Genomic DNA, 14,281 nt, shown 5'->3' with positions numbered 1-14,281 from the left:
TAGGCAAAATTGGAGACTTTCGACTCCAATTTTAGCAATGAAACAACGAAGTTGGTTGCTTGCGTACCAATCACATAAGGCAAACTGGAAAATAAAAAGATACCTTTCGGAGAAAAAACATGACAAAAAACTTATTAGTAGAACTCGGTCTTGAAGAGTTACCAGCCTACGTAGTAACTCCAAGCGAAAAACAACTAGGTGAAAAAATGGCAGCCTTTCTCAAAGAAAATCGCCTATCTTTTGAAGCAATTCAAACCTTCTCAACACCACGCCGTTTGGCTGTTCGTGTCACTGGTCTTGCAGACAAACAGTCTGATTTGACAGAAGATTTCAAGGGACCAGCAAAGAAAATTGCCTTGGATGGTGATGGAAACTTCACCAAAGCAGCTCAAGGATTTGTCCGTGGGAAAGGCTTGACAGTTGAAGATATTGAATTCCGTGAAATCAAGGGTGAAGAGTATGTCTATGTTACCAAGGAAGAAGTGGGCCAACCAGTTGAGAACATTGTTCCAGGTGTAGTAGACGTCTTGAAGTCATTGACTTTCCCTGTCAGCATGCACTGGGCTAACAACACTTTTGAGTATATCCGCCCTGTACACACTTTGACAGTTCTCTTGGACGAGCAAGAGTTTGATTTGGATTTCCTTGATATCAAGGGGGGTCGTGTGAGCCGTGGTCATCGTTTCTTGGGACAAGAAACTAAGATTCAGTCAGCATTGAGCTATGAAGAAGACCTTCGTGCACAGTTTGTAATCGCGGATCCTCGTGAACGTGAGCAAATGATTGTTGATCAAATCAAGGAAATCGAGGCAAAACATGGTGTACGTATCGAAATTGATGCTGACTTGCTGAACGAAGTCTTGAACTTGGTTGAATACCCAACTGCCTTCATGGGAAGTTTTGATGCCAAATACCTTGAAGTTCCAGAAGAAGTTTTGGTGACTTCGATGAAGGAACACCAACGTTACTTTGTTGTTCGTGATCAGGATGGTAAACTCTTGCCAAACTTCATTTCTGTTCGTAATGGAAACGCAGAGTATTTGGAAAATGTCATCAAGGGTAATGAAAAAGTCTTGGTTGCCCGTTTGGAAGACGGTGAATTCTTCTGGCGTGAAGACCAAAAATTGGTTATTTCTGATCTTGTTGAAAAATTAAACAACGTCACCTTCCACGAAAAGATTGGTTCCCTTCGTGAACACATGATTCGTACAGGTCAGATTGCCGTCCTTTTGGCGGAAAAAGCTGGTTTATCAGTGGATGAAACGATTGATCTTGCCCGCGCAGCATCCATTTATAAGTTTGACTTGTTGACAGGGATGGTTGGTGAGTTTGATGAACTCCAAGGAATTATGGGTGAGAAATATGCCCTTCTTGCTGGTGAAACTCCAGCAGTTGCGGCTGCCATTCGTGAACACTACATGCCTACATCAGCGGATGGAGCTCTCCCAGAGAGCAAGATCGGAGCCATTCTAGCCATTGCAGACAAATTGGATACGATTTTGAGTTTCTTCTCAGTGGGCTTGATTCCATCAGGTTCTAATGACCCTTATGCCCTTCGTCGTGCAACGCAAGGTGTAGTTCGTATTTTGGATGCTTTTGGTTGGCACATTGCTATGGATGAGTTGATTGATAGCCTTTACACTTTGAAATTTGACAGCTTGACTTATGGAAATAAAGCAGAGGTCATGGACTTTATCAAGGCTCGTGTTGATAAGATGATGGGTTCAACTCCAAAAGACATTAAGGAAGCGGTTCTTGCAAGCTCGAACTTTGTCGTGGCGGATATGTTGGAAGCAGTAAGTGCTCTTGTAGAAGCAAGCAAAGAAGAAAACTTCAAATCATCTGTCGAATCTCTCTCACGTGCTTTCAACTTGTCTGAGAAAGCTGAAGGATCTGAAACAGTTGATTCTGCTCTTTTTGAAAATGAAGAAGAGAAAGCCTTGGCGGAAGCAGTAGAGTCACTCGTTTTATCAGGGACTGCAAGTCAGCAATTAGAACAACTCTTTGCGCTTAGCCCAATTATTGATGCTTTCTTTGAGAATACTATGGTAATGACCGATGATCAAGATATTCGTCAAAATCGATTGGCCATCTTGTCGCAATTAACCAAGAAAGCAGCTAAGCTTGCACGCTTTAATCAAATCAATACCAAGTAGACTCTCTATTAAACAAACTGTATCTTTTTACAAAGGAGATAAACATGGATTCAAAAAAAATCGCTCGTATCAACGAGCTCGCTAAAAAGAAAAAAACAGAAGGCTTAACTTCTGCTGAAAAGGTGGAACAAGCTAAACTTCGTGAGGAATACATTGAAGGCTATCGTCGTGCTGTTCGTCACCATATTGAAGGAATTAAAATTGTGGACGAGGAAGGAAATGACGTAACGCCAGAAAAACTACGCCAAGTGCAACGTGAAAAAGGTTTACATGGTCGTAGTTTGGATGATCCTAACTCATAAAATGAAAGGGGTTTGTAGATGATTTACAATCCCCTTTTCTGTTGCAATAAAAAAGGAGCCATTTGGCTCCTTTTGTGTTTCTTAGTTACTTGCGCCAGAAGTAGCGTCTGCGCCACCACCGTGGCCTCCAGCGTCACCTGAATCAGAAGCGCCAGAAGTAGCATCAGCGTCTCCATGACCTCCAGCGACAGGAGCAAATGGTCCGCTACCACCTACCAAACGTTGACCCGTTTCTTTTAGGTACCAGTCAAGCCATGGTTGGAAGTTAAAGACAATTTCATTGATACCAGCGTATGATCCGTCAGGATAGTACATCGCTTGGTAGTTGTGGGTGTTGATGACACCTGCAGGAGAACCTGGAACGATCGTACGGACGTATTCTTGGTTTCCGTTGCGAAGTGTTCCGATAACCCACTCTACATTCTTCATACGTGCTGGTGGAAGAGAGTTATGAACAGTCGACATACGGTTACCTGATTGAGGTGGTACACGTTTGGCAAACATGGTGTCTGGATCTTGGTGAGCGTTGTTGTAGTAGAGGAATTGGTTATTATCGTCAGCGTATGTCAATTCAAATGGCATAGCTTTCAAGAACATATCAATTTGGTTAACTGTCAGGATACCGTGGTCCAGTTTGACATAGGTATCACCAGAAACAGCTCCAGTGATTGCAGCAACTTTTTCTACCCATTCTGGATCGTCAGGATCAACTTCTGTGATGGTTGTAGCGATTGGTTTTCCACAATCCAAATCTTCTGGTTCGATTGGTTTTGGTTTTTTCAATTTTGAAACGACTCCTACGTATTTTACAAAGTTATCTAAGCAAGTTTCAAGGAATTTAACAGTTCCTTCGTTGGTGATATTTCCGTCGTTATCAAAAGCTTCCTTAGCTTTACCAAGAAGGAATTCGTTACCTGGAAGCGTGTAGGCATTAACACCTGGAGCGTCAAGGATTTTACGAAGGTGAACTTGGGCACGTGAAGTTCCTTGGTCGTAGTATGATGCTCCCACAATCATAATAGGCTTGTTTTCAAATGGATGAACTTCGTATGAAAGCCATTCAAGTACAGATTTGAGAGAAGCTGAGATAGTGTGGTTGTGCTCAGGAGTGGCGATAATGACACCATCAGCACGCGTAATCTTGTTATACAAGAAACGTAATTGGAAACTGTCGTCCCATTTTTCGTCTTGGTTAAACATTGGAACTTCGTCGATTTCAAGAACTTCTAATTCAAATTTGAATTTGAAATTGCGACGGATAAATTCCAAGAGTTTGCGGTTATATGATTGATCGTAGTTTGATCCAACAAGTCCAACAAATTTCATTCTTTCGGTCTCCTATCTTACAAATTTTCCCAGTCGAATTCTTCAGCATCTTTGCGAAGCAATTCTTGTGCATTGCGCAATTTCTCAGTAATCTTCACAAAGATACGGAAGTCATCAAAGATGGCATCCAATTTCTTGATGACGTCAAGATCAACCAAGTCACCACTTGGGTTAAATGCTTGAAGAGAGTGAGAAAGCAAGAATTCATCTGGTAGAACATTTGCCTTAATTTCAGGAGCGTTCAAGATTTGACGAAGCTGCAATTGGGCACGAGATGAACCAAGTGTACCATAGGAAGCACCAGTGATCATGATTGGTTTGTTCAAAAGTGGGTAGATACCGTAAGATAGCCAAGCAAGAGCGCTCATCAAAACTGCAGGGATAGAGTGGTCGTACTCAGGAGTACCGACAATCACACCGTCAGATGCTTCAATTTTAGCAGCAATTTCAAGAATTTCATCTGGAAGTTGCTTATCTGCTGGCTTGTTGAAAACAGGGATATCCTTGATTTCAACGAGTTCAATTTCAGCTTTATCAGCAAAGTGTTTTTGCATGTATTGGAGCAATTGGCGATTTGTAGAACGTTTAGAGTTCGTTCCAACAATGGCAATAAGTTTTAGCATGAGATTTCCTTTCTCTTTTTACATAATACAATTTTGAAGGCCTGAAGAACATGCAAGGCGTCCCTCTTTGTCGATGAGAATGGCTTCGATACCATCTAAACTTTCGACTTGCCAGAGGATAGAAGTGCTACGTTCTCCAAATAGGCGGGTTGTCCAAATCTCACCATCAACGGATTTATCTGAGATAATCGTTAGGCTAGCAAGATCGGTTTCGACAGGAAATCCTGTCTTACTATCAAAGATATGGTGGTAGTCTTTTCCATCTACTGTCAGGTGGCGTTCATAGATACCTGAAGTGACAACGGATTTGTTAGAAGCAGGGATAGTTAGGAGATGACTGCCACGAGGATTTCGCGGATCTTGAATCCCAATCTGCCAGGCATTCCCTTCTTTGGCTTGGTTATTCCCGATGGTGAGGATATTTCCTCCGAGATTGATCAAGGCAGAGGTGACACCGTGTGTTTTCAAATACTGGGCAACCTTATCTGCACTATAGCCTTTGGCTAAGCAACCTAAATCAAGCTTCATTCCTTTCTTCTCTAAAAAAACAGCAGAGCTAGTCGGATCCAACTTGATAAAATGCGGGTCAACTAGAGGCAAGACAGCTTCGATTTCGTTTAACTCTGGAAGTCGTGCATCTGAAAAGCCGATTCGCCAGGTTTGAATCAAGGGACCGATACTGATATTTAGATGGCTAGAGGGAGCTAGGCTGTGCTCTAGTCCAAGAGCAATCAGTTCAAACAGGTCAGGATGAACCTTAACAGGTGTGATTCCAGCTTGGTAGTTGATTTCCATCAGTTCGGATTTTTGACTATTGGCGTTGAAGCGGTATTCGAGCTCCTTGAGCAAGTCAAAAGCGCCCTGAAGCAGGATTTCTGCTCGCTCATCTACTAATGAAATCGTGATAGTTGTTCCCATTAGCCGTTCAGAACGTGAATGAAGAGGCAAGCTACCAGCTCCTTTCTTTTTATAGGAAATCATTCAATATAAGTTGGTTAAAGAAAAATTAAACCCCTTACATTTTATTTCCATGTAACTAGCATACCATAAAGTCAGCGTTTTCACAAATGTATTTTGACAAAAAGTCAAGAAATATGCTCAAAATTAGAATGAAAACGATAGAAAAATAAGGTTTGTTAATATTAAGTGTATTTTTTTCTGAAAAAAAGAGAATTCTGAGCAAATGTCTTGTAAACGCTAACAGTAAATGATATACTAGAAAAGTAAATCAAAAATTAAAGGTAGGAATTTTTCTATGAGTAAAATCGTTGTAGTTGGTGCTAACCACGCTGGTACAGCTTGTATTAATACGATGTTGGATAACTTTGGTCATGAGAACGAAATCGTAGTATTTGACCAAAACTCAAATATTTCATTCCTTGGTTGTGGAATGGCGCTTTGGATCGGAGAACAAATTGATGGCCCAGAAGGTCTCTTCTACTCTGATAAAGAAAAATTGGAAGCAAAAGGTGCTAAAATTTACATGAACTCACCAGTTCTTTCAATTGACTACGATAACAAAGTTGTGACTGCTGAAGTTGAAGGTAAAGAACACAAAGAGTCTTATGATAAATTAATCTTTGCAACTGGTTCAACTCCAATCTTGCCTCCAATCGAAGGTGTTGAAATCGTTAAGGGTAACCGAGAATTCAAAGCAACACTTGAAAATGTTCAATTTGTTAAGTTGTACCAAAATGCAGAAGAAGTCATCGAAAAACTTGCTGACAAGAGCAAACACCTTGAGCGCATTGCCGTTGTTGGTGGTGGTTACATCGGTGTTGAGCTGGCTGAAGCTTTCGAACGTCTTGGAAAAGAAGTGGTGCTTGTTGATATCGTAGACACTGTTTTGAACGGCTACTATGACAAAGACTTTACCCAAATGATGGCGAAAAACTTGGAAGACCATAACATCCGCTTGGCACTTGGTCAAACAGTTAAAGCCATCCAAGGTGATGGTAAAGTTGAACGCTTGGTAACAGACAAAGAAACATTTGATGTGGATATGGTGGTTCTTGCTGTTGGTTTCCGTCCAAACACAGCTCTTGCAGATGGTAAGATTGAACTTTTCCGCAACGGTGCCTTCCTTGTAGACAAGAAACAAGAAACATCTATCCCAGGTGTATATGCTGTTGGTGACTGTGCGACTGTTTATGACAATGCTCGTAAAGATACAAGCTACATCGCTCTTGCATCTAATGCTGTACGTACTGGTATCGTTGGTGCTTATAACGCTTGTGGACATGAATTGGAAGGAATCGGTGTGCAAGGATCAAACGGTATTTCAATCTATGGTCTTCACATGGTTTCAACTGGTCTGACTCTTGAAAAAGCAAAAGCAGCAGGTTACAATGCAACTGAAACTGGCTTTAACGATCTTCAAAAACCAGAATTTATGAAGCATGACAACCACGAGGTTGCCATCAAGATTGTCTTTGACAAAGACAGTCGCGAAATCCTTGGTGCACAAATGGTTTCACATGATGCTGCTATCAGTATGGGAATCCACATGTTCTCACTTGCTATCCAAGAGCATGTAACGATTGATAAATTGGCATTGACAGACCTATTCTTCTTGCCACATTTCAACAAACCATACAACTACATTACAATGGCTGCACTTACAGCTGAAAAATAACAATAGCTGAGCTATCTGGCCTTAAATTAAGGTCAGATAGTTTTTTATGTTACTGTACCCAGACAATTATTGTTTTTCTATCTTGTACTTCATTCTAATCTGGCTTAAAATGAAATGGTAGCTACCAATACAAATGATGAGGATAAAGAAATGACTGAAAATCGTTATGAACTAAATAAAAACTTGGCACAGATGCTCAAAGGTGGGGTTATCATGGACGTTCAGAACCCTGAACAGGCTCGTATCGCAGAGGCTGCTGGTGCGGCAGCTGTTATGGCCTTGGAGCGAATTCCAGCTGATATTCGTGCGGCTGGTGGGGTTTCCCGTATGAGCGATCCAAAGATGATTAAGGAAATCCAAGAAGCAGTGAGCATTCCAGTGATGGCCAAGGTCAGAATCGGGCATTTTGTAGAAGCTCAGATTTTAGAGGCTATTGAGATTGACTATATCGATGAGAGTGAAGTGCTGTCTCCAGCTGACGACCGTTTCCATGTGGACAAGAAAGAATTCCAAGTTCCTTTTGTCTGTGGGGCTAAGGACTTGGGTGAAGCCTTGCGTCGTATCGCTGAAGGAGCTTCCATGATTCGTACCAAAGGAGAACCAGGGACAGGAGATATTGTTCAAGCCGTTCGTCATATGCGCATGATGAATCAAGAAATTCGCCGTATTCAAAATCTACGCGAAGATGAACTCTATGTCGCAGCAAAAGAACTCCAAGTTCCTATAGAATTAGTCCAATACGTCCATGAACATGGTAAGTTGCCAGTTGTAAACTTTGCGGCTGGAGGTGTTGCAACACCAGCAGATGCTGCGCTAATGATGCAATTGGGTGCAGAGGGTGTCTTTGTCGGTTCAGGTATTTTCAAATCAGGCGACCCTGTTAAACGAGCAAGTGCCATTGTCAAAGCTGTAACCAACTACCAAAATCCTCAAATTTTGGCTCAAATCTCTGAAGACCTAGGGGAAGCCATGGTTGGTATCAATGAGAATGAAATCCAAATTCTTATGGCAGAGCGAGGAAAATAGATGAAAATCGGAATATTAGCCTTGCAAGGTGCCTTTGCAGAACATGCAAAAGTGCTAGAAAAGTTAGGTGTTGTTAGTGTAGAAATCAGAAATTTAGATGATTTTCAACAACATCAGAGTGACTTGGCGGGTTTGATATTACCTGGCGGTGAGTCTACAACCATGGGCAAACTCTTGCGTGACCAACAGATGTTGATTCCCATCCGAGAAGCCATTCTATCTGGATTACCCGTTTTTGGGACCTGTGCGGGTTTAATCTTGCTAGCTAAGGAAATTATTTCTCAGGAAGAAAGTCATCTAGCGACTATGGACATAGTAGTTGAGCGCAATGCCTATGGGCGTCAACTAGGAAGTTTTTATACAGAGGCAGAATGTAAAGGAGTCGGTCAGATTCCCATGACCTTTATTCGCGGTCCGATTATCAGTAGTCTTGGAGAGGGTGTGGAAATCCTAGCAACTGTAGATGACCAAATCGTTGCTGCGCAAGAACAGAATATGCTGGTAACCTCTTTTCATCCGGAATTGACTGATAATGTGCGCTTGCACCAGTATTTTATCAATATGTGTAAAGAAAAAAGTTGAGAAAAGATTCTCAACTTTTTTACATGTAATAAACAATCGCGATATATTGGAGTGCAGATGCCGCTAGGATAAAGAGATGCCAAATCATGTGGAAATAAGGTTTTTTCTTAGCGTAAAATCCAGCTCCAACTGTATAACAGAGTCCGCCAGTTACCATGAGACTCCAGAAAATTGGCGTTGTTTGACTGATAATGGCAGGAATGATAGCTAGAACCAACCAGCCCATAATCAGGTAAAGGGCAAGGCTGAATTTCTCATTAACCTTTTTAGCAAAGATTTTATAGAGGATGCCAAAGATGGTTGTTCCCCACTGAATGGCAATGATCAGATAGCCAAACCAGTTATTCATCAAAGTCAATACAACCGGCGTATAAGAGCCTGCGATAGCCACATAAATCATAGAATGGTCGATGATCCGCAAGACGTATTTGTGGGTTGAACCATAGGCCATAGAGTGGTAAATGGTTGACGAGAGGAACATGAGAAATAGACTGATAACAAAGATAGAAACGCCAAAAGACGATAAAAATCCATGTGCTTCATAACTATAGGTGGATGAAATAGGGAGTAGGATGAGCATGATAACAGCACCCACAGCATGGGTCACGCTATTGGCAATTTCTTCTCCAAAACTGAGTTTTTTACTGAGTTTTAAGCTGGTATTCATTGGGTTTCCTCCTCTTCTTTGCTAAGGATTAAGTCTAGAGTTTTATGATACAGTTTAACCGTTTGGCAGCTGGTTTGGATAATAGGGTTTTCTGGATCGATTCCTTGGTTCATGTAGTCCACAAAAGCATCGTAGAGCTGGTCTGAGCTCTCTTGAGTTTGTAGACTATTAAGTGTCTGGGCGATTTCTTGGATCGAAAAGACAGACTTGAGAGTGGTGATGGCAATCAAACGGGCAATCTGTTTGCGTTGGTATTTTTTCTTGTCAGGCTTTGTCAGGTAACCATGTTTGACATAGTTATTGACCATAGATGCTGTTAACCCCTTGTCCTTATCTGGAGAGATAGGGGCACAGACCTGATTGACATAAAGTAAAACCTGATCCAGATAGAGGTCAATGTTTGGAATTTCTTCCCATTTTGGATAGGAAAAGATAGAATTCATTCCCAACTCCTTTTTATCTAGTTTTAATAACTAGATTATAAAATAATAAAAAACAAAAGTCAAGTTTCAACTGCTTGTAGAAAGCCCTAAATTATGCTATGATGAGAGAAAATAGTTAGAAAAGAGGGGAAAAGATGGAGATTCGTTTAGCTTTTCCAAACGAAGTAGAGGCGATTATGCAGGTGATGGAGGATGCCAAAAAGTGTTTAGCTAAGTCTGGTAGTGGCCAGTGGCAAAATGGCTATCCAAATGCTGACATCATTATTGATGATATTATCTCAGGCCAAGCTTATGTGGCCTTGGAAGAGGGAGAACTGCTAGCCTATGCTGCTGTGACCAAGAGCCCAGAGGAAGCCTATGAAGCCATTTATGAAGGAAGTTGGCAGGGGAAAGAATCAGAATATCTGGTCTTTCACCGTATCGCTGTGGCAGCAGATGTACAAGGACAAGGTGTTGCTCAGACTTTCCTAGAAGGCTTGATTGAAGGTTTTGATTATCTAGATTTTCGTTCAGATACGCATGCACAAAACAAGGCCATGCAGCATATCTTTGAAAAGCTAGGTTTCCAACAGGTCGGTAAAGTTCCAGTTGATGGGGAACGCTTGGCCTATCAGAAATTAAAAAAATGATGGGAAAAAGGTACGCAAAAATGCTCTACCCGTCGCCAATTGGAACCTTATCCTTAGTTGCTGACGAGCAATATCTGTATGGAATTTGGGTACAGGACCAAACTCATTTTGAGAGAGGTTTGACAGCTGAACAGATAGAAGAGGTTGCCAGTCATCCGATATTGGATCAAATTGTTTCCCATTTAGATGTTTACTTTGATGGGCAATCCCAGGATTTGTCAAAACTACCCTTGGCTCCCATTGGGACGGATTTTGAAAAGTGGGTCTGGGCCTACTTACAGAGCATTCCTTATGGTCAAACAGTGACTTACGGTCAAATAGCGAAAGATTTGCAGGTGGATTCTGCCCAAGCTATTGGCGGAGCAGTGGGGCGTAATCCTTGGTCCATCCTCGTACCCTGTCACCGTGTGCTGGGATCAGGCAATCGTCTGACAGGCTATGCATCGGGAGTCGAAAAGAAAGCCTGGCTCTTGCAACATGAAGGTGTAGCATTTCAAGAAAATAAAAAATAGAAAGAAAAGAAGATGTTAGAATTTATCGAATACCCAAAATGTTCAACTTGTAAGAAAGCAAAAAATGAACTAGACCAACTCGGACTTGACTATCAAGATATCCATATTGTAGAAGAAACACCAAGTGAAGAAGTGATTTTGAACTGGTTAGAAACTTCCGGTTTTGAAGTGAAACAATTTTTCAATACTAGCGGGATCAAATACCGCGAACTAGGCCTAAAAGATAAGGTAGGAAGTTTGTCAAAACAAGAAGCAGCCAAGCTTCTAGCCAGTGATGGTATGTTATTGAAACGTCCAATTTTGGTGGAGAATGGTGCTGTTAAACAAATCGGCTATAGAAAAACCTATGAGAATTTAGATTTGAGATAGTTTTTATTTATCTCCTTGATAGGTAAAATATATAGCCTCCCTGTTTTAAAGTGTGATAAACTAGAAGATAGACAAAGTCTGAGTAGCCCGTAGCAAATAATTTGCTTGCGAACAGAAGTATGATAGAATGAATCATTATCAGGAGAGGATGTTTTTATGATTGTTACAACATTTTTAGCATCAGATTGGTACCAAAGTTTGATGCAACTCATTCCGGATGGTAAGCTCTTTAGTTTGCGTTCGGTCTTTGATGGAATTCCAAGGATTGTCCAACAACTGCCTACAACCTTGATGTTGACGCTTGGAGGTGCACTCTTTGGTTTGCTACTTGCTTTGATTTTTGCCATTGTTAAGATCAATCGTGTTAAGATTTTATATCCCTTGCAGGCCTTTTTCGTCAGCTTCTTAAAAGGCACCCCAATCCTAGTCCAACTTATGTTGACCTACTACGGAATTCCTTTGGCACTGAAAGCTATTAACCAGCAATGGGGCACTGGTTTCAATATCAATGCGATTCCAGCAGCGCTTTTTGCGATTGTGGCCTTTGCTTTTAATGAGGCGGCTTATGCAAGTGAAACGATTCGTGCAGCCATCCTTTCTGTTAATCCAGGCGAAATTGAGGCGGCGCGTAGTTTGGGTATGACTCGTGCGCAAGTTTACCGTCGTGTAATTATTCCAAATGCGGCGGTGGTAGCGACGCCGACTTTGATTAACTCCCTTATCGGTTTGACCAAGGGAACTTCTCTAGCCTTTAGTGCAGGTGTTGTGGAGGTCTTCGCCCAAGCTCAGATTTTGGGTGGAGCCGATTATCGCTATTTTGAACGTTTCATCTCCGTAGCTCTTGTTTATTGGGTAGTCAATATCGGAATTGAGAGCCTCGGTCGTTTCATCGAGAGAAAAATGGCTATCTCAGCGCCGGATGCAGTATCTACAGATGTGAAAGGAGACCTTCGTTAATGATTAAGATTTCGAATTTAAGCAAATCCTTTTCAGGACAGACTGTCTTGGATCATCTGGACTTGGATATCCAAAAGGGAGAAGTAGTAGCCTTGATTGGTTCATCTGGAGCAGGGAAATCAACCTTTCTTCGTAGTTTGAACTACCTTGAAACTCCAGATAGTGGAACGATTCAGATTGACAATTTTAAAGTTGATTTTTCTCAGATTAGCCAAGAAGAGATCCTAACCCTTCGTCGCAAGTTATCTATGGTTTTCCAACAGTTTAATTTGTTTGAACGCCGAACTGCTCTTGACAATGTCAAGGAAGGTTTGGTTGTCGTTAAGAAATTATCGGACGAGGAAGCAACAAAAATCGCTAAGGAAGAGTTGGCCAAGGTTGGTCTTTCTGACCGTGAAAACCATTATCCTCGCCATTTATCAGGTGGACAAAAGCAACGGGTTGCCCTCGCGCGTGCGCTTGCTATGAAACCAGATGTCTTGCTCTTGGATGAGCCCACTTCAGCCCTTGACCCAGAGTTGGTCGGTGAAGTAGAAAAGTCTATTGCAGACGCTGCCAAGTCAGGTCAGACCATGATTTTGGTCAGTCACGATATGTCTTTTGTAACCCAAGTGGCAGATAAGGTTTTATTCCTAGATAAAGGGAAAATCATCGAGTCTGGCACACCGGATGAAATCATCAATCATCCGAAAGAAGAACGAACAAAAGAATTCTTCGCTAGTTACAAACGGACTTATATTTGATATAATAGAAAAAGGAAAACTCAGTTAGTTGGACTAGCTGAGTTTACTCTTTAAAAAAGATAGAAACGAGAGAGATCATGCTGCTGCAACTGTTTTCTTTATATTTCGAGAGTTTGATCTTAACGACCATCCTGGTTGTAATTTTTTTGGGGATTTGGATTGGATTGAGAGCCATGTCTGGTGTGGACAAGACAGCCAAGGCTCGTCAAGCTCATCTCTATGATATGATTATGATTGGAGTTTTGGTCGTTCCGGTGTTATCCTTTGCCGTCATGAGTTTGCTCTTGGTTTTCAAGGCATAATCCTTGCGTGACGAGCAAGAATTAGTTAGAATAAAGATAGTTACAACAAGAAAGAAGGAATCGAAATGTACGATACGATTATTATCGGTGCTGGACCTGCGGGAATGACTGCTGCCTTATATGCTGCTCGTAGCAATCTGAAAGTGGCTTTGATTGAAGGTGGTCTGCCAGGCGGGCAAATGAATAACACATCTGATATTGAAAACTATCCAGGTTATGCCAACATCAGTGGCCCTGAATTGGCTGAAAAAATGTTTGAACCACTTGAAAACCTTGGAGTGGAGCATCTTTATGGCTATGTTGAAAATATTGAAGACCAGGGGGACTATAAGAAGGTAATCACTGATGATCAAGTTTACGAAACCCGTACTGTCATCGTGGCAACTGGGTCAAAACACCGTCTCTTGGGTGTTCCCGGAGAAGAAGAACTGAATAGTCGTGGTGTTTCTTACTGCGCAGTCTGTGATGGAGCTTTCTTCCGTGACCAAGACTTGCTCGTAGTCGGTGGTGGAGATTCAGCGGTAGAAGAAGCTCTCTTCTTGACTCGCTTTGCCAAGACTGTTACTATCGTTCACCGTCGTGACCAACTTCGTGCTCAAAAGGTCTTGCAAGACCGTGCTTTTGCAAATGAGAAAGTCAACTTTATCTGGGACTCTGTAGTTAAGGAAATCAAGGGTGAAAACCGAGTAGAATCTGTCGTATTTGAAAATGTGAAAACAGGTCAAGTAACAGAGCAAGCCTTTGGAGGTGTCTTTATCTATGTTGGTTTGGATCCTGTTAGCGATTTTGTTAAAGAATTGAATATTCAAGACCAGTCAGGCTGGATTGTAACAGATAACCACATGAAGACAGCCGTTGAAGGTATCTTTGCGGTTGGAGATGTTCGCCAGAAAGACCTTCGCCAAGTAACAACAGCAGTTGGGGATGGGGCTATCGCTGGTCAAGAAGCCTATAAATTTATCACAGAACATAGTTAAGCAAAAAAAGTTTCCAATCAAGTGATTGGAAA

General features: G+C 41.7%; 17 protein-coding genes. 12 read left to right on the top strand and 5 right to left on the bottom strand.

What is annotated here, in order from left to right:
* Positions 1-119 precede the first annotated feature (119 nt).
* Both glyS and HMPREF9189_RS07745 read left to right on the top strand, forming a co-directional pair.
* Positions 120-2,156, top strand: a complete 2,037-nt coding sequence (gene glyS / locus HMPREF9189_RS07750) for a glycine--tRNA ligase subunit beta (protein ID WP_000164737.1) — start codon at positions 120-122, stop codon at positions 2,154-2,156.
* A 44-nt stretch (positions 2,157-2,200) separates the two neighbouring features.
* The gene (locus tag HMPREF9189_RS07745; protein WP_000377481.1) at positions 2,201-2,458 is read left to right on the top strand and encodes a DUF896 family protein; all 258 of its coding nucleotides are present in this window, start codon (positions 2,201-2,203) and stop codon (positions 2,456-2,458) included.
* A gap of 81 nt (positions 2,459-2,539) precedes the next feature.
* Here HMPREF9189_RS07745 and HMPREF9189_RS07740 read toward each other — a convergent pair whose 3' ends face one another.
* Genes HMPREF9189_RS07740 through HMPREF9189_RS07730 form a run of 3 tightly spaced genes read right to left on the bottom strand, consistent with a single transcriptional unit; the run spans position 2,540 to position 5,355 of the window.
* Positions 2,540-3,784: an NAD(P)H-dependent oxidoreductase gene (locus tag HMPREF9189_RS07740; protein ID WP_000673662.1), complete on the bottom strand. Its 1,245-nt coding sequence runs from the start codon at positions 3,782-3,784 to the stop codon at positions 2,540-2,542.
* A gap of 17 nt (positions 3,785-3,801) precedes the next feature.
* Positions 3,802-4,407, bottom strand: coding sequence for an NADPH-dependent FMN reductase (locus tag HMPREF9189_RS07735; RefSeq protein ID WP_000915936.1), 606 nt, complete (start codon positions 4,405-4,407; stop codon positions 3,802-3,804).
* Positions 4,408-4,425: 18 nt separating this feature from the next.
* Positions 4,426-5,355, bottom strand: coding sequence for an FAD:protein FMN transferase (locus HMPREF9189_RS07730; RefSeq protein ID WP_025168520.1), 930 nt, complete (start codon positions 5,353-5,355; stop codon positions 4,426-4,428).
* 307 nt (positions 5,356-5,662) lie between these two features.
* On the opposite strand from HMPREF9189_RS07730, the gene nox reads away from it, so the two are divergent.
* The 3 genes from nox to pdxT all read left to right on the top strand — a co-directional run bounded on the left by nox (position 5,663) and on the right by pdxT (position 8,650).
* A complete protein-coding gene (gene nox / locus HMPREF9189_RS07725) occupies positions 5,663-7,042 on the top strand; it encodes a H2O-forming NADH oxidase (RefSeq protein ID WP_000036760.1) in 1,380 nt (459 codons plus the stop codon).
* A 150-nt stretch (positions 7,043-7,192) separates the two neighbouring features.
* On the top strand, positions 7,193-8,068 hold the full coding sequence (gene pdxS / locus HMPREF9189_RS07720; protein WP_000138524.1) for a pyridoxal 5'-phosphate synthase lyase subunit PdxS: 876 nt from the start codon (positions 7,193-7,195) through the stop codon (positions 8,066-8,068).
* A complete protein-coding gene (pdxT, locus tag HMPREF9189_RS07715; RefSeq protein ID WP_000689955.1) occupies positions 8,069-8,650 on the top strand; it encodes a pyridoxal 5'-phosphate synthase glutaminase subunit PdxT in 582 nt (193 codons plus the stop codon).
* 19 nt (positions 8,651-8,669) lie between these two features.
* Here pdxT and HMPREF9189_RS07710 read toward each other — a convergent pair whose 3' ends face one another.
* Together HMPREF9189_RS07710 and HMPREF9189_RS07705 are read right to left on the bottom strand one after the other, a co-directional pair.
* Complete coding sequence (locus HMPREF9189_RS07710) at positions 8,670-9,317, bottom strand: hemolysin III family protein (protein ID WP_001097972.1); 648 nt, start codon at positions 9,315-9,317, stop codon at positions 8,670-8,672.
* On the bottom strand, positions 9,314-9,760 hold the full coding sequence (locus tag HMPREF9189_RS07705) for a DUF1836 domain-containing protein (protein WP_001084372.1): 447 nt from the start codon (positions 9,758-9,760) through the stop codon (positions 9,314-9,316). The genes HMPREF9189_RS07710 and HMPREF9189_RS07705 overlap by 4 nt, the downstream gene beginning before the upstream one ends.
* Before the next feature lie 134 nt (positions 9,761-9,894).
* On the opposite strand from HMPREF9189_RS07705, the gene HMPREF9189_RS07700 reads away from it, so the two are divergent.
* From HMPREF9189_RS07700 to trxB, 7 genes are all read left to right on the top strand, one after another.
* Positions 9,895-10,389, top strand: coding sequence for a GNAT family N-acetyltransferase (locus HMPREF9189_RS07700; protein WP_000405858.1), 495 nt, complete (start codon positions 9,895-9,897; stop codon positions 10,387-10,389).
* Positions 10,386-10,901: a methylated-DNA--[protein]-cysteine S-methyltransferase gene (locus tag HMPREF9189_RS07695; protein WP_009755378.1), complete on the top strand. Its 516-nt coding sequence runs from the start codon at positions 10,386-10,388 to the stop codon at positions 10,899-10,901. Before HMPREF9189_RS07700 ends, HMPREF9189_RS07695 begins: the two co-directional genes overlap by 4 nt.
* Before the next feature lie 12 nt (positions 10,902-10,913).
* The gene (locus HMPREF9189_RS07690; RefSeq protein ID WP_000889069.1) at positions 10,914-11,270 is read left to right on the top strand and encodes an arsenate reductase family protein; all 357 of its coding nucleotides are present in this window, start codon (positions 10,914-10,916) and stop codon (positions 11,268-11,270) included.
* 156 nt (positions 11,271-11,426) lie between these two features.
* Complete coding sequence (locus HMPREF9189_RS07685) at positions 11,427-12,227, top strand: amino acid ABC transporter permease (RefSeq protein ID WP_000637477.1); 801 nt, start codon at positions 11,427-11,429, stop codon at positions 12,225-12,227.
* A complete protein-coding gene (locus tag HMPREF9189_RS07680) occupies positions 12,227-12,970 on the top strand; it encodes an amino acid ABC transporter ATP-binding protein (protein ID WP_000590976.1) in 744 nt (247 codons plus the stop codon). Before HMPREF9189_RS07685 ends, HMPREF9189_RS07680 begins: the two co-directional genes overlap by 1 nt.
* Positions 12,971-13,047: 77 nt before the next feature.
* Entirely contained in the window at positions 13,048-13,272 is a 225-nt protein-coding gene (locus tag HMPREF9189_RS07675; protein ID WP_000926603.1) for a DUF4059 family protein, read from the top strand.
* Between the two features lie 65 nt (positions 13,273-13,337).
* A complete protein-coding gene (gene trxB / locus HMPREF9189_RS07670; protein WP_000272332.1) occupies positions 13,338-14,249 on the top strand; it encodes a thioredoxin-disulfide reductase in 912 nt (303 codons plus the stop codon).
* Positions 14,250-14,281: the final 32 nt, after the last annotated feature.

Origin of the sequence: Streptococcus sp. oral taxon 071 str. 73H25AP (assembly GCF_000146755.1) — a bacterium.
GTDB classification, from domain to species: Bacteria; Bacillota; Bacilli; order Lactobacillales; family Streptococcaceae; genus Streptococcus; species Streptococcus oralis_T.
This window is presented reverse-complemented; position numbering and strand designations above follow the sequence as displayed.